Below are 22,634 nucleotides of genomic sequence, written 5' to 3'. Positions count from 1 at the left end.
GTATCAGTTCAATCAAGTGATGAGAATTTCACAGCTTTACGTATGCAAATGGAAGATCAGCGTAGTGAACAAAAAGCAAAATTACAAGAAGTGATGAGTTCAACAAAAGCTTCAGCAACAGAAAAGAATAAAGCGAAAGAAAATTTTGATGCCATTACGACAATGGAAACGAAGCAAGAATTACTTGAGACAGTAATTAAATCTCAAGGAGGATATCCAGATGCTCTTGTAAGAGCTGATGGCACTGATATTAGAGTAACGGTTAAAGCGGCAAAACATTCACAGAAAGAAGCAAATAAAATTATTCAACTTGTAAGAAGTGAAGGCGGATCAAAAGATGTAGGTGTGAAATTTGATCCACCAGCGAAATAAGTGAAACTTTAATCCGTAGGGATTTCCCTGCGGATTATTATCTTTTACTAAGCAAAGGGTATGCAAATAGTAAAATAGAGTATGTAAGTAAATGTGTGAATAGAAAAAAGCTATCATTTTCGATAGCTTTTTTCTATGTCGTCTTTGTAATTATTTTTACTATGTTCAACTCGGAATGGAGAAACACGTTGTGAGTAAAAGATTAATGGTTCATGGTACTGATGATTACTTTTTCCGGATTTGACGTGGATGAAAAGAACGCATGCCCAAACGATTACGGCAGGTAAAAAGAGAATGAGCCATATCATATTTCCACACCTCAACACAATATATTTTCTACACTTTGAACATACTATTCTTATATGAAGGAATGATGAACGGCGTGTAAACAAAAAAATAATATTTGGTAAAAATATGTTATTGACTATAGGTGTGGTGAAGAGTGAGGAGGGAATGGCATGTTTGCTTTGTAACGTTTTGCAAAAGTAGTGAATGTTTTTTAAGAAGTGGTCTTGCCAATTTCATGTGAAACTTGGTATTATTACTAGGTATTAAATTTTTATTGGAATAATATTTTTACAGGAATTTCGATTTATTATAAAGAAATATAAATTGGAATGTTTAAAAAATTTATCGTAAGATGGAAATAGTAAATATTTCTATTAGTTAATGAAATATATTTTCTAATAGAGTACATCGTATTTTTACAGTCAATCTAGTTTTCGTGACGAGAATCTGTAAAAACGGGACAAACAAGAGTATGGGAGTGGATTTTACATGTTTAAAATTCAAGAAGTTCGTGAATTAATTAAATTAATTGATAGCTCTAATATTGATGAATTTGAATACAAAAAAGACGGTACAACAATCAAAATGAAAAAGCGTGGTAATGAAGTTGTTGCTGTGCAAGCACCTGCAGCAAAACAAGCTATGCAACCAGTAGCGCCTGTTGAAGTTGAAACGACAGTAGCAGCAGCGCAAGCAGAAGTGCCAAAACAAGAAGAGAAGAAGGTTGTTCAAAATGAAAACCTACATAAAATCACATCACCGATGGTAGGTACATTCTATTCTTCTTCTTCGCCTGATACACCTCCATATGTAAGTGTTGGGGATAGAGTATCGAAAGATTCTATCGTATGTATTGTCGAGGCTATGAAGTTATTTAACGAAATTGATGCTGATGTAGAGGGCGAAATTGTTGAAATTCTTGTTAATAACGGACAGCTTGTTGAATATGGACAACCGCTATTTCTTGTAAAAGCGTAATAAGGGAGTCTTTGTGATGATAAAAAAAGTATTAATAGCCAATCGTGGGGAAATTGCTGTACGAATTATTCGTGCTTGTAAAGAAATGGATATTGAAACAGTTGCAATTTATTCAGAAGCAGATAAAGAGTCACTTCACGTGCAGATTGCAGACGAGGCGTATTGTGTAGGACCAACGATTTCGAAAGAAAGCTATTTAAATTTGACAAACATTATTAGCGTTGCGAAGTTAACAGGCTGCGATGCTATTCATCCGGGATACGGATTTTTAGCAGAGAATGCAGATTTCGCAGAGTTATGCCGTGAATGTAACTTGATTTTTATCGGTCCAAGTCCAGAAGCTATTTCAAAGATGGGCACAAAAGACGTTGCTCGTGATACAATGAAAGAAGCAGGGGTTCCGATTGTACCAGGTTCACAAGGGATTATTAAAAATACCGAAGAAGCGATTGAGCTTGCTAATCAAATTGGATATCCAGTTATTATTAAAGCGACTGCAGGTGGCGGTGGAAAAGGTATTCGTGTTGCACGCCATGAAGAAGAGCTTATAAAAGGAATTCAAATTACACAGCAAGAAGCTAGTACCGCTTTTGGGAACCCTGGTGTATACTTAGAAAAGTACGTTGAAGATTTCCGCCATGTTGAGATTCAAATAATGGCAGATACACACGGAAATGCCATTCATTTAGGAGAGCGTGATTGTACAATTCAGCGCCGTTTGCAAAAACTATTAGAAGAAAGTCCATCACCTGCACTTGATGAAGAGATTCGCAAGCAGATGGGTGAAGCGGCAGTTAAAGCGGCGGTAGCGGTTGATTATACAGGTGCTGGTACGGTTGAGTTTATTTATGAATATAAAACGAAAACCTTTTACTTCATGGAGATGAATACGAGAATTCAGGTTGAGCATCCGGTTACTGAAATGGTAACAGGAATGGACTTAATTAAAGAACAAATTCTTGTTGCTTCAGGAGAAAAGTTATCGTTACAGCAAGAAGAAGTACAATTTAATGGTTGGGCAATTGAATGTCGAATTAATGCGGAAAACCCTGCCAAAAAATTTATGCCATCTCCAGGTAAAGTAGAAATGTACTTACCACCAGGAGGATTTGGTATTCGCGTCGATTCAGCTGTATATCCGGGATATTCAATCCCACCTTTCTATGATTCGATGGTTGCTAAATTAATTGTTCACGGAAAAACACGTGAAGAGGCAATTGCAAAAATGAAGCGCGCACTTAGTGAATTTGTCATTGAAGGCGTACATACAACAATCCCGTTCCATTTGCAATTGCTAGATCATCCTGATTTTGTAAAAGGTGAGTTTAATACGAAATTTTTGGAAGAGCATGAACTTGTGACGCAGTGATACATTAAAGGAGGTTTTTTTCATGGCTGAACATATGTTAGATATGGGTCAAGATACAACTCTTGGTAAAGTAGAAATTGCACCAGAAGTAATTGAAGTAATTGCAGGTATTGCAGCTGCTGAAGTAGAAGGTGTAGCGGCAATGCGCGGTAATTTTGCTACAGATGTTGTTGAGAAGTTAGGTAAGAAAAATCATGGTAAAGGTGTAAAGGTTGAATTAGCAAACGAAGATATTATCGTTGACCTTTATGTTGTAATGTATTTTGGTGTAGCAATTCCAGTTGTTGCACAAAAGATTCAAGACAATATTCGCCAAGCACTCTTTACAATGACAGGACTTGAGCCAAAAGAAGTGAATGTTCACATCGTTGGCGTAACATTCGAAACACAAAAAACAGAAATCGAACCAGTGTAAGAATGAAAAGGTGCCTAGTAACATAGGCATCTTTTTTATCGTTTCATTTCTTCACAAATTACAACCCTCTAATTATTATACTATTTCAAAAAATAAGAAATAAACAAGAAAATGTGTCGTTTTTCCAAAAAACGTACATTGTGATAAGATATGGAACTTGAAGTTAATCTTTTTATTATTTTTCAGCCTTGTAACCCGTGTGTGAAACGATAAATTGTGTTATTATCATTGTATTATAAGGTTGGAAAATCAATGAAAACTGTAAGAGTAAGTGAATTGACGGCTTATAAATTATAATAATATAACAAAGTATAAGGAAAGACTTGAAGCATAAAGGAGAGTTACAATGAAACGTAGGACGGCTAGAGAAAGAGCAATGCAAGCATTATACCAAATGGATATTACAGGTGAATTAGAACCGAAAGTAGCAGTGGAAAACACGCTAGATGAAGGCGAAGAAACAAATGAGTTTCTAGAGTCACTTGTAGTAGGTTTTGTAGAAAATAAAGAAGCAATCGATGAAGCGATTCGTCAAAATTTAAAAAAGTGGAAGCTTGAGCGTATTAGTATTGTTGATCGCAGTATTTTACGTGTAGCTGTGTATGAAATGAAATACATGGAAGAAATTCCACACAACGTAACAATTAACGAAGCAATTGAAATTGCTAAAACATTTGGGGATGAGGAATCTCGTCGTTTTATTAACGGCGTTTTATCTAATATAAAAGATACACTGTAAATTCTTTAAGGGGGAATCTTAAAATGGTAGCAGTAATCATCAAAGGAAATGAAGTTGCGGAGAAAAAACGAGCACAATTAACAGAAGAAGTTGTGAAGTTGAAAGAGCAAGGTATTGTACCAGGATTAGCAGTTATTTTAGTTGGAGAAGATCCAGCATCTCGTTCTTATGTGAAAGGAAAAGAAAAAGGCTGTGAACAAGTAGGGATTTACTCAGAGCTAATTGAACTTCCTGAAACAATTACTGAGGAACGTTTGCTTGCTGAAATCGATCGCTTAAATGGCGATGACCGTATTAATGGCATATTAGTGCAATTACCTTTACCAAAACATATTGAAGAAAAAGCTATCATTGAAAGAATTTCACCAGAAAAGGATGTAGACGGATTTCACCCAATCAGCGTGGGACGTATGATGACGGGACAAGATACATTCCTTCCATGTACACCGCATGGTATTGTAGAATTAGTAAAAGAAACAAATCTTGATATTTCTGGAAAACATGTAGTAGTAATTGGAAGAAGTAATATTGTCGGTAAACCAGTGGGGCAATTGTTTTTAAATGAAAATGCCACTGTCACATATTGTCATTCTAAGACGCAAAATATGAAAGAGTTATCGAAGTTAGCTGATATTTTAATCGTAGCTGTTGGACGACCTAAAATGATAACAGCGGATTATATTAAAGAAGGGGCGGTTGTAATTGACGTTGGTGTTAACCGTTTAGAAACAGGAAAACTTTGTGGTGATGTTGACTTTGACAACGTGTTAGATGTTGCGGGTTACATTACACCTGTGCCAAAGGGTGTTGGTCCAATGACAATCACAATGCTTCTTCATAATACTGTTGAATCTGCCAAACGTGCAGGTGTCGTTTGTAAATAATTTGAGTCGGCTATGAGGAGAGAGAAATGGAGAAGCAATATTTAACCGTTACAGCGTTAACACGCTATATAAAAACAAAAATAGAATATGATCCGCATTTGCAGTCTGTTTGGTTAAAAGGTGAAATTTCCAACTTTAAAAATCATAGCCGTGGCCACATGTATTTTACATTGAAAGATGAAAATGCAAGAATCGCAGCGGTTATGTTTGCGGGCCATAATCGTAATATTAAATTCAAACCTGAAAATGGGATGAAGGTACTCGTGAAAGGAAAAATCTCTGTTTACGAGGCGAGTGGTTCTTATCAAATTTATATTCAAGACATGCAGCCTGACGGAGTCGGAAATTTACATTTAGCGTACGAACAGTTAAAAGTTCGTTTAGAAGAGGAAGGACTTTTTTCTCAAGTTTATAAAAAAGCGATTCCTCCTTACGCTAAAACAATAGGTGTGATTACGTCGCCAACAGGAGCAGCGATTCGTGATATTATAACAACGATTAAACGTCGTTATCCAATTGGGAATGTTATTGTATTTCCGGTACTTGTACAAGGGGAGTCAGCGGCTCCCTCGATTGTACAAGCGATTCGTACAGCGAATGAAATGGGAGAGATAGATGTACTAATCGTTGGTCGTGGTGGAGGTTCTATTGAGGAATTATGGGCTTTCAATGAGGAAATGGTTGCAAGAGCAATCTTTAAGAGTGAAATTCCTATTATTTCGGCAGTAGGCCATGAAACAGATTTTACAATTGCAGATTTTGTTGCAGATTTACGCGCGCCAACACCGACCGCAGCAGCTGAGCTGGCAGCACCTAATATTATAGAGTTACAAGAAAAGGTATTACAAAGAACTCTGAGATTGCAAAGAGCGATGAGAGAGTTAGTACATAAAAAAGAAGAAAAACTACAAGTGTTGCAAAAATCGTATGCGTTCCGTTATCCAAGACAAGTATATGAGCAAAAGGAAGAGCAATTAGATAGAGCGCTAGAACAGCTTGTTTTAGCGAAAGAGCGCTATATTGATAAAAAGGTGAATCAGTTAAAGCAACTTTCATTTTATTTAGAGAAGCACCACCCATCTCAAAAAATTATGCAAACGAAGGTAGCTGTGGAAACGTTGCAAAAGCAATTACAACGTGAAATGCAAACGTTACTTCAAACGAAAGAATTTGCCTTTGTAAGAGCTGCTCAAAAACTTGAAGCATTAAGTCCGCTTAAAGTAATGATGAGAGGGTACGGGCTTGTATATGATGAAGAGAAGCAAGTGTTAAAAAGTGTGAAAGATGTAAGCCTTGGAGATGCTGTTTCAGTTCAATTACAAGATGGAATACTAGATTGTAGCGTATCAGGCATAGAGGAGCGTGAATTGAATAATGGAAAATAAATTAAGCTTTGAAGAGGCAATTTCGCAACTTGAGCATCTTGTTTCTAAGCTAGAACAAGGTGACGTACCTTTAGAAGAAGCGATTTCTTATTTTAAAGAAGGTATGGAATTATCTAAGCTTTGTGATGAGAAGCTGAAGAATGTACAAGAACAAATGGCAGTTATTCTTGGGGAAGATGGAGAGCTTGAACCGTTTACTGCTTTAGGAGATGAAGCATAGTGACGATTGCTTTTGATACTTTTTTGAAAGAAAGTAAAACTTTCGTAGAAGAAAAACTTGTAAGCTATGCAAATGGATTACAATGTCCAAATGTACTTCGTGAAGCGATGGCATATTCTTTGGAAGCGGGTGGAAAACGTCTCCGCCCGTTACTTTTGTTTGCAACATTACAAGCGTTTGGGAAAGAAAGAAATCTTGGAGTAGGTGCAGCTTGTGCTCTTGAAATGATTCATACATATTCGTTAGTTCATGATGATTTACCTTGTATGGATGATGATGATTTAAGAAGAGGAAAGCCCACAAATCACAAAGTATTTGGTGAAGCGATGGCAGTTTTAGCAGGAGATGGCTTATTGACATATGCTTTTCAAGTTATTATGGCATATGAGCAAAAAGAAATTTCTGCTGAAAAAAAAGTAAGACTTGTACTTGAACTCGCAAAAGCAGCAGGACCAGAAGGAATGGTTGGCGGACAAGTGGCAGATATGGAAGCGGAAGGGAAACGCCTTACGATTGATGAATTGGAGTACATCCATAAACATAAGACCGGAAAACTACTTGAATTTGCTGTACTTGCGGGTGCGATACTTTCTGATGCGACAGAAGAGCAAGAAGAAAAGTTGCTTACGTTTGCCAAATATATCGGTCTAGCTTTCCAAATTCGAGATGATATTTTAGATGTGGAAGGAACTGAAGAAGAGATTGGAAAACCGATTGGTAGCGATCTTTCTAATGAAAAGAGCACATATACGACGTTGTTTACTGTAGATAGAGCAAAGGAGATTTTAGAAGAAACAATTGCAGAAGCAAAAGGTGCGATTAGCTCCTTGCAATTACAAGATGAATATTTACTATCTATTTGCGATTTGATTGCAAAACGTAATAACTAATATAACAGCGTTTTCATTTGTTGAGTCATTCATCATTTTATGATATAAATGTAGGAAAAGGTTTTTCTTTTCTTGTTATTGGCAAAAATATATGTAGATTACATTGCCGTTATCACTTCGTGTTAGCGGCTATTTTTTTCATCGCCTAAAGAAATATGGTTTATAATAGGATTAAGGCGCAATAGACTGGTTAATAGCGGGACAAGACGAAAAATAGAAAAGAGAATTTCTTGTTTTGTGTAAATGTTTTTTATAATATTTGACATGTTGACAGATTATGAAATGAAAGTGAGTGATCCGTGTGGATCTAACGCAAATTCAAAACCCTAGTTTTTTGAAAGATATGTCTATCAGTGAACTAGAGGGATTGAGTGAGGATATTCGTAAGTTTTTAATTGAAGAGCTCTCTCAAACAGGTGGACATATTGCACCTAATTTAGGTGTAGTAGAACTCACAATTGCTCTGCATAAATTATTTGATAGCCCGCAAGATAAATTTTTATGGGATGTAGGACATCAATCCTATGTACATAAAATTTTAACTGGACGCGCGAAAGAGTTTGGTACATTAAGGCAATATCAAGGTCTATGTGGTTTCCCGAAACGTTGTGAGAGTGAGCACGATGTATGGGAAACTGGTCATAGCTCGACTTCGTTATCGGCTGCAATGGGAATGGCTCTGGCACGTGATTTAAAGAAAACGAAAGAATATGTTATACCAATTATTGGAGATGGTGCTTTAACAGGCGGAATGGCTTTAGAGGCATTGAACCATATTGGACATGAAAAAACAGACATGATTGTTATTTTGAATGATAATGAAATGTCAATTGCACCAAACGTTGGTGCGCTTCATAATGTGCTCGGTCGTTTACGTACCGCAGGAAAATATCACTGGGTAAAAGATGAATTAGAGTATATATTAAAGAAAATCCCAGCAGTTGGCGGGAAAGTGGCTGCGACAGCAGAGAAAATAAAAGATAGTCTTAAATATTTACTAGTATCTGGTGTCTTTTTCGAAGAGTTAGGCTTTACATATTTAGGTCCAGTCGATGGGCATGATTATGAAAAGTTATTCGAAACGTTGCAATATGCAAAGAAAACAAAAGGCCCAGTACTCGTTCATGTTATTACGAAAAAAGGAAAAGGTTATAAACCGGCTGAGAGTGACGTTATTGGAACTTGGCATGGAACAGGACCTTATAAAATTGAATCAGGTGACTTCGTTAAGCCGAAAGAAGTTGCACCAGCATGGAGTGCTGTCGTTAGTGAAACAGTACTTAAGCTAGCGAGAGCAGATGAGCGTATCGTAGCAATTACACCTGCAATGCCTGTTGGATCAAAACTTGAGAAATTCCAAAAAGAATTCCCAGATCGTATGATTGATGTAGGTATTGCAGAACAGCATGCTACAACAATGGCAGCAGGTATGGCAACGCAAGGAATGAAGCCATTCTTAGCGATTTATTCAACATTTTTACAAAGAGCATATGACCAAGTTGTTCATGATATATGCCGCCAAAATTTAAATGTTTTCATCGGAATAGATCGTTCGGGATTAGTAGGAGCAGATGGTGAAACGCATCAAGGCGTATTTGATATCTCATTCTTACGTCACTTGCCGAATATGGTGCTTATGATGCCGAAAGATGAAAATGAAGGGCAACATTTAGTTTATACGGCGATGCAATATGAAGATGGACCAATCGCATTGCGTTATGCGCGCGGTAATGGACTTGGCGTTCATATGGATGAAGAATTAAAGGCGATTCCAATCGGTACGTGGGAGACGTTAAAAGAGGGTACACAAGCAGCTATTTTAACGTTTGGTACGACAATACCAATGGCAATGGAAGCAGCTGAACGTCTTGAAAAAGCTGGGGTTTCAGTGAAAGTAGTGAATGCTCGCTTTATTAAACCAATGGATGAAGCATATTTACATGATCTTCTAGGAAAGAATATACCGATTTTAACGATTGAAGAAGCTTGTTTAATCGGTGGTTTTGGAACAGGAGTAGTTGAATTTGCATCTGAAAATGGTTACCATAGTGCATTAGTTGAACGAATGGGTATTCCAGATCGCTTCATAGAGCACGGAAGTGTAACAAAATTATTAGAAGAAATTGGTTTAACGACAGATGCTGTTGTAGACCGTATTCATACAATGATTCCATCAAAACAAAAAAGGGCGTAACAAATGAGCGTAAAAAAAGAAAGAGTAGATGTACTATTAGTAGAGCGAGGACTTATAGAAACGCGTGAGAAAGCAAAGCGCGCCATTATGGCCGGACTCGTATATGCAAATGAGATGAGACTTGATAAGCCAGGAGAGAAAATCTCGCAAGATACTGAGATTACGGTGAAGGGACAAGTTATGCCGTATGTAAGTCGTGGTGGTTATAAACTTGAAAAGGCATTAGAGACATTTCATCTTGATTTACAAGATAAAGTTATGATAGATATTGGTTCATCAACTGGTGGCTTTACAGATTGCGCGCTTCAAAATGGAGCGAAATTATCTTATGCATTAGATGTAGGATACAATCAACTAGCGTGGAAATTACGTCAAGATGAGCGTGTTGTTGTAATGGAACGAACAAACTTCCGTTACGTGACACCAGCAGACTTAGAACGTGGTTTACCTCAATTTGCAAGTATTGATGTTTCATTTATATCATTAAAGCTTATACTGCCAGTTTTAAAAACAATGCTTATGCCTAACGGAGATGTAGCAGCGTTAATTAAACCGCAGTTTGAAGCTGGAAGAGAGCAAGTTGGGAAAAAAGGTATCGTTCGTGATAGAAAAGTACATGAAGCTGTTGTAGAAATGATTGTCGAGTTTGCTTTAAAAGAAGGCTATGATGTGGAAGGTTTAACATTCTCACCAATTACGGGTGGGGATGGTAATATTGAATTTTTAATTCATCTGAAATGGCATGGTGAACGTGAGAATGGCGAAAATCATTCTCCGATTTCTATAGAGCAAGTTGTTACAGAAGCGCATGAAGTTCTAAAACAAAAAGGGAAAGGGGAATAACATATGTTGTTCCTCTTTTTGCTGTAATTGTATAATGATTGTAAAAACAATTGTGTACAAGAAACGAATTATAAGTTAACATAAATAAGTGAAGTATACCAATGTTTAAACTATGGTAAGAGATAGTGTGAGGTGCAAATGTATGAATAAAGGTCAGCGCCATATTAAAATCAGGGAAATTATTGCAAACAAAGAAATTGAAACACAAGATGAATTAGTTGATATTTTACGTAATGAGGGATTTAATGTAACGCAAGCAACAGTATCGCGCGATATTAAAGAACTGCACTTAGTGAAGGTGCCATTACATGATGGGCGCTATAAATATAGCTTGCCAGCAGATCAACGATTTAACCCGTTACAAAAATTAAAACGAAATCTAGTGGATTCATTTGTAAAATTAGACACGGCAGGACATATGCTTGTGCTAAAAACATTGCCTGGTAACGCTCATTCACTTGGAGCACTTATTGATCATTTAGAGTGGGATGAGATCATCGGAACCATCTGTGGTGATGATACTTGCTTAATTATTTGCCGTACACCTGACGATACAGGTGTTGTCTCTGATCGTTTCTTAAATATGTTGTAACAAAAAATCTTGTTTGCTTTCCATCGTAAAGTGGAAAGTGAACAAGATATTTTTATTGGTTAAAAATATCTTGTTCAATTGTAATATAATATTTTGTTTGCATAAAGTTAGAAAATAGATGGATTGACCCGTAAAACAAATGTTTGGTACAATGAAGCGGGTTAGAAGAGTATATACATACAAATATATAGCATGATTATTTGAATGAAGAACTGAGAAAATCCTTTAGTAAGGGATTATTTTATAACGAGGTGAATGGGGCATTGTTATCGGAATTATCGATTAGAAACTTTGCTATTATTGAAGCATTAAATATTTCTTTTCAAAAAGGTTTAACGGTTTTAAGCGGTGAAACAGGGGCCGGAAAATCGATTATTATTGATGCAATTAGTTTACTTGTAGGTGGCCGTGGGTCCGCAGAATTTGTTCGATATGGAACAGAGAAGGCTGAGATTGAAGGGCTATTTTATGTTGAAGATGAGAAGCATCCATGTATTGAAAAGGCAGAAGAGTTAGATATAGAAATAGAAGATGGCATGATTATTTTAAAGCGTGATATTGCTGCGAACGGGAAGAGTGTATGTCGTGTAAATGGGAAGCTTGTTACACTTAGCATATTAAAAGAAATTGGGAAAACACTTGTTGATATTCATGGACAGCACGAAACGCAAGATTTAATGAATGAAGAACGACATCTGTTTATGCTTGATCACTTTGATGGGGATCGAATCGTTAAACAATTAGACATATATCAAAACGTATACGCTGACTATGAAAAATTAAAAAAACAATTGAAATCGTTAAGTGAAAATGAGCAACAAATGGCACATCGCTTAGATTTAATTCAATTTCAGCATGAAGAAATTCGCAAGGCGGATTTAAAGATGGATGAAGAAAATGAATTAACTGAGGAACGATTGCAAATTTCTAATTTTGAAAAGATTTATAAAGCGTTAGGTGATGCATATCGTTCGTTAAGTGCCGACGGACAAGGGTTAGATAATGTAAGAAGTGCAATGGGGCAAATGGAAAGTATTACACATTTAGATGAAGTGTATCAGGAGAATCATGATTCAATTGCAAATAGCTATTACTTATTAGAAGAGGTTGCCTATCAACTGAGAGAAAAGCTCGATATGATGGAATATGATCCAAATCGTTTAGATGAAATCGAAACACGTTTGAATGAAATTCGTATGCTAAAGAGAAAATATGGAAATACTGTAGAAGAGATATTAGCGTATGCTGATAAAATTGAACAGGAAATTTTTACGATTGAAAATAAAGACGTTCATATTGAAACGACGAAGAAACAGTTGAAGGAATTAGAAAGTGTTATTCTGAAAGAAGCAACGTTGTTAAGTAATATGCGTCATGAGCTTGCAGAACACCTTACAAATGCAATTCATCAGGAATTAAAAGAATTATATATGGAAAAAACGAAATTTGAAGTGAGAATTATGAAGAGAGAAGGAAATGTAGAAGAGCCCCTTGTGGAAGGTGCGCCGGTAAGACTTACGGCGGATGGTTACGATCATGTGGAATTTTATATTTCAACGAACCCAGGAGAGCCGCTAAAACCACTTTCAAAGGTTGCATCTGGCGGAGAGTTATCTCGTATCATTTTAGCTTTAAAAAGCATTTTTTCTAAGCATCAAGGGGTTGCATCTGTTATTTTTGATGAAGTGGATACGGGTGTAAGTGGCCGGGTCGCACAGGCTATTGCGGAAAAAATTTATCGAGTATCAGTAAACTCGCAAGTACTTTGTATTACGCACTTACCTCAAGTAGCTTCAATGGCAGATTCACATTTATTTATTCGAAAACAAGTAGCGAATGATCGGACAATTACATCGGTTACTGTTTTAACTATGGAGGATAAAGTAACAGAAATAGCTCGAATGATTTCTGGTGTGGAAATCACAGATTTAACGACAGAGCATGCGAAAGAATTACTTACGCAAGCGCATCATTTTAAACAGACAGCAGAGGCTATCCAGTAATGGATAGCTTTTTTTCTCAAATGACGATTTCTTAATTCTTCCGGTTATAAATAAAGCACTGCAAGGAGAGATTAAAAAGTGAAGCCAAGAGGCTGAATGTGGGGTAGGAGCGAGGAGAGTGAACAAGTTGAAATTAGAAAAATTTCGAAAAATAATAGGTCTTTGTCTCCTTGTTTCTTTAGTTTTTATTGGATGTTTTAAACCGCTTCGAACGTTTATTTCATCACCGAAACAACTTGTTGTTTTTGAAGGACAACAATCAGAAATATCATCATTACCAGTTTTCAAAGCTTCATCCACAAATCGTCATGTATTTACAGTGAGTTCGAATGAACAAAAACAAGGACTTATGGTAAATTCTCATCAAAATGGTGAAGCTGATATGGTATTTCAGCTTGCTGGTTTTCCAGTAAAAAAAGTAAATGTGAAAGTGTTAAAAGATTTTAAAGTGATTCCAGGTGGACAATCAATTGGTGTGAAATTAAATACAAAAGGTGTACTTGTTGTAGGCCATCATTTAATTCAAACTGAAAAAGGTAAAATATCTCCTGGTGAAACAGCAGGTGTACAAATTGGAGATATGATTACTGAAATTAATGGTAAAACAATTGAAAGAATGAGTGATGTAGCACCGTTTATTCATAATAGTGGAGAAACAGGTGAACCGCTTAATCTTGTATTGTTAAGAGATGGAAAATATATTCGTACGAAGCTAACTCCACAAAAAGACAACGGTGAATCGTCTTATCGAATTGGCTTGTATATCCGTGATTCGGCAGCTGGAATTGGAACGATGACATTTGTTCATCCAGATTCTATGAAATATGGGGCACTTGGTCATGTTATTTCTGATAATGATACGAAAAAGCCGATTCAAGTCGAAGATGGACAAATTATGCGCTCGACAGTTACATCAATTGAAAGAGGTAGTCATGGGAATCCAGGGGAGAAATTAGCAAGATTCTCACCAGACCGTGAAGTGATTGGCAATATTACAATTAATAGTCCATATGGTATTTTTGGAAAATTAAATACGAATATGAAAAACGGTATAATGGATAAAGCAATGCCTATCGCATTATCTCATCAAGTAAAAGAAGGACCGGCAAAAATATTAACAGTTATTGATCAAGATAAAGTAGAAGCGTTTGATATTGAAGTCGTTAGTACAGTGCAGCAAAAATTCCCAGCCACAAAGGGTATGGTAATAAAAGTAACAGATAAACGTCTATTAGCGAAAACGGGCGGTATCGTACAAGGAATGAGCGGAAGTCCAATTGTACAAAATGGAAAAGTAATTGGTGCTGTTACACATGTATTTGTAAATGATCCAACATCAGGATATGGTGTTCATATTGAATGGATGTTACATCAAGCTGGAATTAATATTTATGATCAAGAGAAAAAAGCGAGCTAATATATATTATTAGCTCGCTTTTTCTGTTGAAAAATTCGTTGAAATTTTGTAAAAGCTCCGCAAGAGGTGTTTTTTGTTGTAAAATAAAAGGAAAGGGTTGAACGTTTCGTTGTATTTCTATGATGGAATGTGTTGCGAAAGGGAATAAATGAACGATAAACATATTTTTTTGTGATTTTATCGGAAAGTAAGAAACTTTAAAAGGGAATTTTCACACAATTGTCGAACAATTCATGTAGCCTAGAAGGATACACATGTCGGAGAATCGATTCGGTAAGGGAGGAAAAGCTGTGGAGAAAATTAAAGTATGTCTTGTGGATGATAATAAAGAACTAGTATCAATGTTAGAGAGCTATGTAGCCGCTCAAGATGATATGGAAGTAATCGGTACTGCTTATAATGGTCAAGAGTGTTTAAACTTATTAACAGATAAGCAACCGGATGTACTCGTTTTAGACATTATTATGCCACACTTAGATGGTTTAGCTGTATTGGAGAAAATGCGACATATTGAAAGGTTAAAACAGCCTAGCGTAATTATGTTGACAGCATTTGGCCAAGAAGATGTGACGAAAAAAGCAGTTGACTTAGGTGCCTCATATTTCATATTAAAACCATTTGATATGGAGAATTTAACGAGTCATATTCGTCAAGTGAGTGGTAAAGCAAACGCTATGATTAAACGTCCACTACCATCATTCCGATCAGCAACAACAGTAGATGGAAAACCGAAAAACTTAGATGCGAGTATTACGAGTATCATTCATGAAATTGGTGTACCCGCTCATATTAAAGGATATATGTATTTACGAGAAGCAATCTCCATGGTATACAACGATATCGAATTATTAGGATCGATTACGAAAGTATTGTATCCAGATATCGCAAAGAAATATAATACAACAGCAAGCCGTGTGGAGCGCGCAATTCGTCACGCGATTGAAGTAGCTTGGAGCCGTGGGAATATTGATTCTATTTCGTCCTTATTCGGTTATACAGTATCCATGTCAAAAGCAAAACCTACGAACTCTGAGTTTATCGCAATGGTTGCGGATAAGCTGAGACTTGAACATAAAGCTAGCTGAGAGTAGAAGTAGCAATGGGTTTTCGTTTTAGTAAAACCGATGTATGCTGGAACGCTATGCTCGATGTTAATTTTAAAGCCAATAAACTTTTTAATGAAAGACCAATGAATGTTATAATTCGTTGGTCTTTTTATTTTGTTGAGAAAAAGAGATTATTTGATATCATGGGAAATAAAACCTATTTTTAGTAATATTACATGTAAGTGAGTTTTTTATAAGGCAATAAAATAGATAGAGATAGGGAGAAGGGGAATGGAAAATAAAATTTCAACTTGGCTAGGAATAGTAGCAGCTATGGGAGTTCTTGCTATTGCAGTTACATTTGGAATGTTAGAACTTGCAGATAATCCAGTAGATAAAGAAGTGAGCGCTCAAATAGATAAAAAAGAAGGCCAAACAATAGTAGGTAGAGAGGTGGATGGGGTCTTTGTTGATGTGTATGTTACTGAAAATTCTACTGAAAGCGAAGTCATTACAGCGATGCATCGCATGACTCATCAAAAAGTGGTGGCAGAACGAAAATCGGGCTCTATCCCAATGATTCAAAGTAATGCTAAAAAATTAAAAGAAATTATAAATAAGAGTAGCTTTACGAAGAAAAATGAACTTTTAGCAATTGCTGATAGATGAGCGAAAAAAGATTTTAGTAAAATTGTAGAAGATCACAATTATTTCTCGGATGCTCAAGAAGATAGCGTTTGTAAAGTAACTAGAGCAATGGATGCGTTAGAAGAGCAACATTATATTTTAACTACATTCGGGGAGGAAAAAGCGAAAGAACTATACGAATCAGGGGATGCTCCGCACGTTCAATAAAAAATAATATAAAGGACTTCTCTAGTTTTTTTATTATCGTGTTTTAAGGACGTAATGGGACTTATAAATAAATGGTCTGCTTTCTTTATGACGTGTAACAAAAAAGAAAAGATGTGATTCATTATTAAATGATGAAGGAACGGCTAAATCACATCGTAGTACATCTGTTAAAGGATTTTAGTAGGAAAGGCATCCGTGATATAATAGAAAATAATAAAAAGTCCTGCAAAACAGGACTGTATTATTCTTCGTCTTTATTTTGTTTTTCTAATTCAACTAGCTTTTGAATTAAAATGTGCTGCGGCATATGCATGAGTTGTTCAAGTGGAACACCTAGTGCTTTTGATAAGCGGACTGCAGTATCTGGAGAGATTTGTAATGGTCTCATAGAAGTACCTCCTTTTTCGTATAGTATAGCATAAGATTGGGGGAGTGAGGATGACTCTTATATTTGCACATCGTGGTGCGGCTGGAACGTACCCAGAAAATACAATGATTTCATTTGAAGCGGCTGAGTCTTTTAGAGCGGATGGAATTGAACTTGATGTTCAATTAACGAAAGACGGAAAAGTTGTCGTCATTCATGATGAAACGGTGGACCGGACAACAAATGGAAAAGGTGCGGTTCGGAATTATGTATATGAGGACTTATGCAAGTTAGATGCAAGTTATAAATTTGGTGATAAAGTAGGTTTTTGTAAAATACCACTTTTAGAAGAGGTATTAGAATGGCTTGCACAAACGAGTTTGCTACTTAATATTGAACTTAAAAATAATAAAATTCCATACAGAGGTTTAGAGGAAGAAGTTATAACGCTTGTACGGAAATTTAGTCTAGAGGATCGTGTTATATTTTCTTCGTTTAATCACTACAGTATGAAACGGTGCCATATGATGGCTCCTGATATTCAAACAGCAATTTTATATCGCGAAGGTTTGCATAGTCCGTGGGCATACGCGAAAAAAATGGGCGCTACAGCAGTACATCCGAATTATCGTTACCTTCAAGATGCTATTGCCGAACTAACGATGGAAAGTGGTGTAGAGGTTCGCCCTTATACAATTAATGAAGAAACGCTTATGCGTAAATATTTTGATATGAATATATCGGCGATTATTACTGATTACCCTGAAACGGCCAGAACGTTAATGCCAATAAAAAAATGAGACCGCGTGTAACGGTCTCATTTTTTTATTTATAAATAGTGGGGCATTCCTATCTTCTAAAGCGAGCTTGTACTTTATTTCGTTTACGGTCTCGGTGCAAGACGAAGCCACCGAAGATATAAAACCCGAGCCCGAAGCAGAGAGCGCCGATTAAAAATTGTAACCACAGTATAGAGATTGGTGGAAATAGAATCCCGAATACAGTATCTCTCATTAACTTTATACCAAACACAGCTAATGAAATAGGGATGAGTGCTAATAGTAGAGCAACGTAACGCTGCATACATAACGCTCCTTTTCAGATTATTTCGTATATTTTAATGATGTTATAAGGAAAGGGGGTTTGTCAAGAGGGTGCTGAACGAGTAAGATAAAGGTGTGAAAAAATTTGCAGAGTTACTTCGAGAGGAAGTTGGATATATGAAACAAAAAGTATTAATTGTTGGTGCAGGTGAAGGCGGGAGCGCACTGCTGAATCTGTTACAAAGTTCGAATATATTTCAAATTATAGGGATTATTGATATAAATCCGTTGGCAAAAGGACTACAAATTGCTAAGGAATACGGGATTGCAATTGGAGAAAGTGTAACTCCATTTCTTTCTATGCATATCGATGTAATATTTGATATGACAGGTGAAGATGATGTGCATAGGGTTTTATTGGAAAAAAAGAAAAAAGACACTCTTCTTATACCAGGTGATATCGCAAAAATTGTTACAGGATTAGCGCATGAGAAGGAAGGGCTGATTGGGCGATTAGAGGAACAAACGCAACAAGGAGAATTAATTTTAAATTCTACACATGACGGCATGATCGTAATTGATCGAGAGGGACAAGTTCGTCTTTTTAATAAAAGTGCAGAGCGTATTATCGGATATAAAAAAGAAGAGGCGATAGGAAAATATATTTTAGAAGTCATTCCAACTAGTAAATTACTTCGCATTATACGTACGAAACAAATAGAAGTAAATTATGAACTAACATTAGAGAATGGAAAGAAAATTATTACAACGCGTATACCGATATTAAAAGAGGGCGGAGAGGTACAAGGGGCATTTGCAATTTTTAAAGATATAACAGAAGTTGTAGATTTAGCGGAAGAAGTTACAGATTTAAAGGAGATTCAAACACTATTAGAGGCAATTATTAACTCATCTGAAGAAGCAATTTCGGTTGTGGATGAAAAAGGAAGAGGTTTAGTCATTAACCCGGCATATACGAAATTAACGGGTTTAACAGAAGAAGATATTATTGGGAAGCCTGCTACAACTGATATTGTAGAAGGCGAAAGTATGCATATGAAAGTACTTCGAACGCGTCGTGCGGTGCGCGGAATACATATGAAGATTGGGCAAAAAAAGCGCGATGTAATTGTAAACGTGGCACCAGTCATTGTGGATGGAATATTGAAAGGAAGCGTCGGCGTTATCCGTGACGTGTCGGAAATTCAAAAGTTAACAAATGAATTGAATAGAGCAAGGCAAATTATTCGCACATTAGAAGCGAAATATTCATTTGATGATATTGTCGGGAATTCAGATGAAACAACGGCAGCTATCGAACAGGCGAAGCTAGGAGCAAATACACCAGCAACAGTACTGTTACGCGGTGAATCTGGGACTGGTAAAGAATTGTTTGCACATGCAATCCATAATGGAAGTAATCGAAAATACAATAAGTTCGTCCGTGTAAACTGTGCGGCCATTTCGGAGACGTTGTTAGAAAGTGAATTATTTGGTTATGAGGAAGGGGCGTTTTCTGGAGCGAAAAGAGGCGGGAAACGTGGGTTCTTTGAGGAAGCAAATAACGGTAGTATTTTTTTAGATGAAATAGGGGAGTTATCTGCAAATACACAAGCGAAACTCCTTCGTGTACTGCAGGAAAAAGAAATTGTAAAAGTTGGTGGAACGAAAGCGATACCTATTAATGTTCGAGTAATTGCAGCGACGCATGTGAATTTAGAAAAGGCTATTCTAGAAGGGAAGTTTAGGGAGGATTTATATTATCGATTAAATAAAATCCCAATTCAAATTCCATCTCTTCGTCAACGTAAAGGAGATATACCGACAATTGCGGACAGATTGATTCAAAAAATTAATCAAGATTACGGTCGTAATGTAGAAGGGCTCACTGATTCAGCCATTTTATATTTACAATCATACGAATGGCCAGGGAATGTGAGGGAACTTGAAAATATTCTGGGAAGAGCTATTATCTTTATGAATTATAACGAGACCTATATTGATGTACACCATTTACCGCCATTACATAACGAAGAGCAGGTGGAGTCAAAGCAATCTCATTTATTACCTGAATTAGAAGAAAAGCCACTTGAACATTTAGTGACAGAGTTTGAAGGGAATATTATTCATGAATATTTGGAGAGATTTGATGGGAATAAAACGCAAACTGCAAAAGCGTTAGGAATTTCCGTTCGAAATTTATATTACAAGCTAGAAAAGTATGACCATGCAAAAAATAGCATGCAATAAATTGCGTACCGTGCAATTTATTGCATGGTATACAAAAAGTGACAAAATAAGACAGAATCTTTTGTTATTTTCCAAAGTATTGATTTTACTGCATTTTGAATGCGTTTTCATTATTGGTAAGACCACTTTTAAAAGTTGGCACGGTATTTGCTTTATAAATAGACGAGGGACGACGGAAAGGGTTGATTACAAAATATGAAGTTAGAATACTTAATTGATCAAGCAGCAGGGCAGCCTAAAAAAACTGTAGCTGTAGCAGTAGCTGAAGATCATGAAGTAATTGAAGCTGTAGCGAAAGCAATTAAATTACAGTTAGCTCAATTTCGTCTATATGGAAATCAAGAAAAAATAATGGGGATGCTACAAGAACATGGTTTACAAACTTCAGAACATGTTGAAGTGATTGCAGCAATGTCTAGTGCAGAGGCTGCAGAACTTTCTGTTAAAGCTGTGAGAAATGGTGAAGCAGACGTGCTTATGAAGGGGAACATCCCAACAGCGAATATTTTGAAGGCTGTGTTAAACAAAGAGTGGGGCCTACGTAAAGGTAGCGTACTTTCACATGTAGCAGCATTTGAAGTTCCAAATTACGATCGTCTTATTTTCGTTACAGATGCAGCGATGAACATCGCACCTGATGTAACACAAAAAGCTGCTATTATACAAAATACTGTAGAAGTTGCCCGGGCAATAGGAATCGACTTGCCAAAAGTGGCACCAATTGCAGCAGTAGAAGTTGTGAATCCAGCGATGCAGGCGACAATTGATGCAGCGATGTTAACACAAATGAATCGCCGCGGACAAATTAAAGATTGTATCGTTGATGGACCACTTGCTTTAGATAATGCAGTATCACAAATTGCAGCAGAGCATAAAGGCATAGTAAGTGATGTAGCAGGTAAGGCAGATATTTTACTCGTCCCAACGATTGAAGCTGGAAATGTGCTATATAAATCACTCGTATACTTTGCGGATGCAAAAGTAGGAGCAATGATTGCTGGCGCAAAAGCACCGATTGTTTTAACATCTCGTGCTGATTCAGCAGAAACAAAAGTATATTCATTAGCATTGGCAGTTGCGACTGCTTCAAAATAAACCAAAAAGGGTAAAACATTAGGGGGAAACGACAATGACATTAGAAATCTTCGAATACTTAGAAAAATATGATTATGAGCAAGTAGTATTTTGTCAAGATAAAGAATCTGGTTTAAAAGCAATTATTGCAATTCATGATACAACACTTGGACCGGCTCTTGGTGGAACAAGAATGTGGACATATGATTCTGAAGAAGCGGCGATTGAAGATGCATTGCGTCTTGCAAAAGGGATGACATACAAAAACGCAGCAGCTGGTTTAAACTTAGGTGGTGCGAAAACAGTAATTATCGGTGATCCTCGTAAAGATAAGAGCGAAGCAATGTTCCGTGCACTAGGACGTTATATCCAAGGACTAAACGGACGTTACATTACAGCTGAAGATGTTGGTACAACAGTAGATGATATGGATATTATCCATGAAGAAACTGACTTTGTAACAGGTATCTCACCATCATTCGGTTCTTCTGGTAACCCATCTCCGGTAACTGCATACGGTGTTTACCGTGGTATGAAAGCAGCTGCAAAAGAAGCTTTCGGTACTGACAATTTAGAAGGAAAAGTAATTGCTGTTCAAGGCGTTGGTAACGTAGCATATCACCTATGCAAACATTTACACGCTGAAGGAGCAAAATTAATCGTTACAGATATTAATAAAGAAGCTGTACAACGTGCTGTAGAAGAATTCGGTGCATCAGCAGTTGAACCAAATGAAATTTACGGTGTTGAATGCGATATTTACGCACCATGTGCACTAGGCGCAACAGTTAATGATGAAACTATTCCACAACTTAAAGCAAAAGTAATCGCAGGTTCTGCAAATAACCAATTAAAAGAAGATCGTCATGGTGACATCATTCATGAAATGGGTATTGTATACGCACCAGATTATGTAATTAATGCAGGTGGCGTAATTAACGTAGCAGACGAATTATATGGATACAATAGAGAACGTGCACTAAAACGTGTTGAGTCTATTTATGACACGATTGCAAAAGTAATCGAAATTTCAAAACGCGATGGCATAGCAACTTATGTAGCGGCAGATCGTCTAGCTGAAGAGCGCATTGCAAGCTTGAAGAATTCTCGTAGCACTTACTTACGCAACGGTCACGATATTATTAGCCGTCGCTAATCATTCATATATAACTTTTACAAAAGGTGTGGTTACCTCTTATGAGGTTTCCACTTCCTTTTGAATTTATTAGTGGAGGTAGCAACATTGTCTGTAAATCGAATTCTTGTTATTAACCCAGGTAGTACATCCACAAAAATTGGTGTTTTTGATAATGAAAGACCCGTTCTAGAAGAAACGATTCGTCATGACGTAGAACAGATTGGAAAATATAAGAGAATTATCGACCAATATGAGTTTCGAAAAGAAACGAT

The 22,634-nt window shown here is 36.6% G+C and carries 22 protein-coding genes and 2 pseudogenes; 21 read left to right on the top strand and 3 right to left on the bottom strand.

What is annotated here, in order from left to right; genetic code table 11:
- Positions 1-372: SpoIIIAH-like family protein (locus MR107_RS24585; RefSeq protein ID WP_242292827.1), on the top strand; the 372-nt coding region annotated here is incomplete at its 5' end.
- Between the two features lie 113 nt (positions 373-485).
- Here MR107_RS24585 and MR107_RS24580 read toward each other — a convergent pair.
- Positions 486-680 carry a hypothetical protein gene (locus MR107_RS24580; protein ID WP_002179810.1) on the bottom strand — a complete coding sequence of 65 codons (195 nt, stop codon included), beginning with the start codon at positions 678-680 and terminating at the stop codon, positions 486-488.
- A gap of 469 nt (positions 681-1,149) precedes the next feature.
- Here MR107_RS24580 and accB point away from each other — a divergent pair, with 469 nt between their 5' ends.
- From accB to MR107_RS24505, 15 genes and pseudogenes are all read left to right on the top strand, one after another.
- Entirely contained in the window at positions 1,150-1,638 is a 489-nt protein-coding gene (accB, locus tag MR107_RS24575; protein ID WP_000472866.1) for an acetyl-CoA carboxylase biotin carboxyl carrier protein, read from the top strand.
- Positions 1,639-1,654: 16 nt separating this feature from the next.
- Positions 1,655-3,007: an acetyl-CoA carboxylase biotin carboxylase subunit gene (gene accC, locus MR107_RS24570; RefSeq protein WP_000592871.1), complete on the top strand. Its 1,353-nt coding sequence runs from the start codon at positions 1,655-1,657 to the stop codon at positions 3,005-3,007.
- Positions 3,008-3,029: 22 nt separating this feature from the next.
- The gene (locus MR107_RS24565) at positions 3,030-3,422 is read left to right on the top strand and encodes an Asp23/Gls24 family envelope stress response protein (protein ID WP_000807630.1); all 393 of its coding nucleotides are present in this window, start codon (positions 3,030-3,032) and stop codon (positions 3,420-3,422) included.
- Between the two features lie 346 nt (positions 3,423-3,768).
- Positions 3,769-4,161 (top strand): N utilization substance protein NusB, encoded by a 393-nt coding sequence (gene nusB / locus MR107_RS24560; protein WP_000830247.1) that lies wholly within the window; start codon positions 3,769-3,771, stop codon positions 4,159-4,161.
- A 23-nt stretch (positions 4,162-4,184) separates the two neighbouring features.
- Complete coding sequence (folD, locus tag MR107_RS24555) at positions 4,185-5,045, top strand: bifunctional methylenetetrahydrofolate dehydrogenase/methenyltetrahydrofolate cyclohydrolase FolD (RefSeq protein WP_000226732.1); 861 nt, start codon at positions 4,185-4,187, stop codon at positions 5,043-5,045.
- Between the two features lie 26 nt (positions 5,046-5,071).
- Positions 5,072-6,430, top strand: coding sequence for an exodeoxyribonuclease VII large subunit (gene xseA, locus MR107_RS24550; RefSeq protein ID WP_000415249.1), 1,359 nt, complete (start codon positions 5,072-5,074; stop codon positions 6,428-6,430).
- Positions 6,420-6,650 carry an exodeoxyribonuclease VII small subunit gene (xseB, locus tag MR107_RS24545; protein WP_000428423.1) on the top strand — a complete coding sequence of 77 codons (231 nt, stop codon included), beginning with the start codon at positions 6,420-6,422 and terminating at the stop codon, positions 6,648-6,650. The genes xseA and xseB overlap by 11 nt, the downstream gene beginning before the upstream one ends.
- Positions 6,650-7,540, top strand: coding sequence for a (2E,6E)-farnesyl diphosphate synthase (gene ispA / locus MR107_RS24540; RefSeq protein ID WP_000150381.1), 891 nt, complete (start codon positions 6,650-6,652; stop codon positions 7,538-7,540). Before xseB ends, ispA begins: the two co-directional genes overlap by 1 nt.
- Before the next feature lie 301 nt (positions 7,541-7,841).
- Positions 7,842-9,734 carry a 1-deoxy-D-xylulose-5-phosphate synthase gene (gene dxs, locus MR107_RS24535; protein ID WP_000366452.1) on the top strand — a complete coding sequence of 631 codons (1,893 nt, stop codon included), beginning with the start codon at positions 7,842-7,844 and terminating at the stop codon, positions 9,732-9,734.
- A 3-nt stretch (positions 9,735-9,737) separates the two neighbouring features.
- Entirely contained in the window at positions 9,738-10,577 is an 840-nt protein-coding gene (locus MR107_RS24530; protein WP_000111875.1) for a TlyA family rRNA (cytidine-2'-O)-methyltransferase, read from the top strand.
- Positions 10,578-10,719: 142 nt separating this feature from the next.
- Positions 10,720-11,169: an arginine repressor ArgR gene (argR, locus tag MR107_RS24525; RefSeq protein ID WP_001032580.1), complete on the top strand. Its 450-nt coding sequence runs from the start codon at positions 10,720-10,722 to the stop codon at positions 11,167-11,169.
- 263 nt (positions 11,170-11,432) lie between these two features.
- Positions 11,433-13,172: a DNA repair protein RecN gene (recN, locus tag MR107_RS24520; RefSeq protein WP_000947768.1), complete on the top strand. Its 1,740-nt coding sequence runs from the start codon at positions 11,433-11,435 to the stop codon at positions 13,170-13,172.
- A 118-nt stretch (positions 13,173-13,290) separates the two neighbouring features.
- Positions 13,291-14,589, top strand: coding sequence for a SpoIVB peptidase (gene spoIVB / locus MR107_RS24515; RefSeq protein ID WP_002000940.1), 1,299 nt, complete (start codon positions 13,291-13,293; stop codon positions 14,587-14,589).
- Between the two features lie 290 nt (positions 14,590-14,879).
- Positions 14,880-15,674 (top strand): sporulation transcription factor Spo0A, encoded by a 795-nt coding sequence (spo0A, locus tag MR107_RS24510; protein ID WP_011110369.1) that lies wholly within the window; start codon positions 14,880-14,882, stop codon positions 15,672-15,674.
- A 252-nt stretch (positions 15,675-15,926) separates the two neighbouring features.
- Positions 15,927-16,490 (top strand): annotated as a pseudogene (locus tag MR107_RS24505) (PRK06770 family protein).
- Positions 16,491-16,731: 241 nt separating this feature from the next.
- Here MR107_RS24505 and MR107_RS24500 read toward each other — a convergent pair.
- Positions 16,732-16,878, bottom strand: coding sequence for a YycC family protein (locus tag MR107_RS24500; RefSeq protein ID WP_001247671.1), 147 nt, complete (start codon positions 16,876-16,878; stop codon positions 16,732-16,734).
- 50 nt (positions 16,879-16,928) lie between these two features.
- Between MR107_RS24500 and MR107_RS24495 the strand changes: the two genes are divergently transcribed.
- Complete coding sequence (locus tag MR107_RS24495) at positions 16,929-17,657, top strand: glycerophosphodiester phosphodiesterase (protein ID WP_000172575.1); 729 nt, start codon at positions 16,929-16,931, stop codon at positions 17,655-17,657.
- Positions 17,658-17,706: 49 nt separating this feature from the next.
- Here the strand turns inward: MR107_RS24495 and MR107_RS24490 are convergent, their stop codons facing one another.
- Complete coding sequence (locus tag MR107_RS24490) at positions 17,707-17,940, bottom strand: DUF2627 domain-containing protein (protein ID WP_001190211.1); 234 nt, start codon at positions 17,938-17,940, stop codon at positions 17,707-17,709.
- A gap of 137 nt (positions 17,941-18,077) precedes the next feature.
- On the opposite strand from MR107_RS24490, the gene MR107_RS24485 reads away from it, so the two are divergent.
- The 4 genes and pseudogenes from MR107_RS24485 to MR107_RS24470 all read left to right on the top strand — a co-directional run.
- A complete protein-coding gene (locus tag MR107_RS24485; protein ID WP_226368309.1) occupies positions 18,078-20,150 on the top strand; it encodes a sigma 54-interacting transcriptional regulator in 2,073 nt (690 codons plus the stop codon).
- Positions 20,151-20,345: 195 nt separating this feature from the next.
- Complete coding sequence (yqiS, locus tag MR107_RS24480; RefSeq protein ID WP_000764677.1) at positions 20,346-21,245, top strand: phosphate butyryltransferase; 900 nt, start codon at positions 20,346-20,348, stop codon at positions 21,243-21,245.
- 34 nt (positions 21,246-21,279) lie between these two features.
- Complete coding sequence (locus tag MR107_RS24475) at positions 21,280-22,380, top strand: leucine dehydrogenase (RefSeq protein ID WP_000171355.1); 1,101 nt, start codon at positions 21,280-21,282, stop codon at positions 22,378-22,380.
- A gap of 87 nt (positions 22,381-22,467) precedes the next feature.
- Positions 22,468-22,634, top strand: a pseudogene (locus MR107_RS24470) (butyrate kinase); the annotation flags it as partial.

The sequence above is a fragment of the Bacillus cereus group sp. BfR-BA-01441 genome (assembly GCF_022663075.1).
In the GTDB taxonomy this organism is placed as follows: domain Bacteria; phylum Bacillota; class Bacilli; order Bacillales; family Bacillaceae_G; genus Bacillus_A; species Bacillus_A cereus.
Note: the sequence above shows the minus strand (reverse complement) of the source record. Positions and strands in the feature narration are given on the sequence as shown.

What these genes read in the sequence shown, in the direction of transcription:
- MR107_RS24490 (WP_001190211.1), bottom strand. Translation starts at nt 17,940, where the DNA reads ATGCAGCGTTACGTTGCTCTACTATTAGCACTCATCCCTATTTCATTA.
- yqiS (WP_000764677.1), top strand. Translation starts at nt 20,346, where the DNA reads ATGAAGTTAGAATACTTAATTGATCAAGCAGCAGGGCAGCCTAAAAAA.
- accB (WP_000472866.1), top strand. Translation starts at nt 1,150, where the DNA reads ATGTTTAAAATTCAAGAAGTTCGTGAATTAATTAAATTAATTGATAGC.
- MR107_RS24565 (WP_000807630.1), top strand. Translation starts at nt 3,030, where the DNA reads ATGGCTGAACATATGTTAGATATGGGTCAAGATACAACTCTTGGTAAA.
- MR107_RS24500 (WP_001247671.1), bottom strand. Translation starts at nt 16,878, where the DNA reads ATGAGACCATTACAAATCTCTCCAGATACTGCAGTCCGCTTATCAAAA.
- argR (WP_001032580.1), top strand. Translation starts at nt 10,720, where the DNA reads ATGAATAAAGGTCAGCGCCATATTAAAATCAGGGAAATTATTGCAAAC.
- MR107_RS24475 (WP_000171355.1), top strand. Translation starts at nt 21,280, where the DNA reads ATGACATTAGAAATCTTCGAATACTTAGAAAAATATGATTATGAGCAA.
- MR107_RS24530 (WP_000111875.1), top strand. Translation starts at nt 9,738, where the DNA reads ATGAGCGTAAAAAAAGAAAGAGTAGATGTACTATTAGTAGAGCGAGGA.
- xseA (WP_000415249.1), top strand. Translation starts at nt 5,072, where the DNA reads ATGGAGAAGCAATATTTAACCGTTACAGCGTTAACACGCTATATAAAA.
- MR107_RS24580 (WP_002179810.1), bottom strand. Translation starts at nt 680, where the DNA reads ATGATATGGCTCATTCTCTTTTTACCTGCCGTAATCGTTTGGGCATGC.
- MR107_RS24495 (WP_000172575.1), top strand. Translation starts at nt 16,929, where the DNA reads ATGACTCTTATATTTGCACATCGTGGTGCGGCTGGAACGTACCCAGAA.
- folD (WP_000226732.1), top strand. Translation starts at nt 4,185, where the DNA reads ATGGTAGCAGTAATCATCAAAGGAAATGAAGTTGCGGAGAAAAAACGA.
- accC (WP_000592871.1), top strand. Translation starts at nt 1,655, where the DNA reads ATGATAAAAAAAGTATTAATAGCCAATCGTGGGGAAATTGCTGTACGA.
- xseB (WP_000428423.1), top strand. Translation starts at nt 6,420, where the DNA reads ATGGAAAATAAATTAAGCTTTGAAGAGGCAATTTCGCAACTTGAGCAT.
- nusB (WP_000830247.1), top strand. Translation starts at nt 3,769, where the DNA reads ATGAAACGTAGGACGGCTAGAGAAAGAGCAATGCAAGCATTATACCAA.
- MR107_RS24485 (WP_226368309.1), top strand. Translation starts at nt 18,078, where the DNA reads ATGAAACAAAAAGTATTAATTGTTGGTGCAGGTGAAGGCGGGAGCGCA.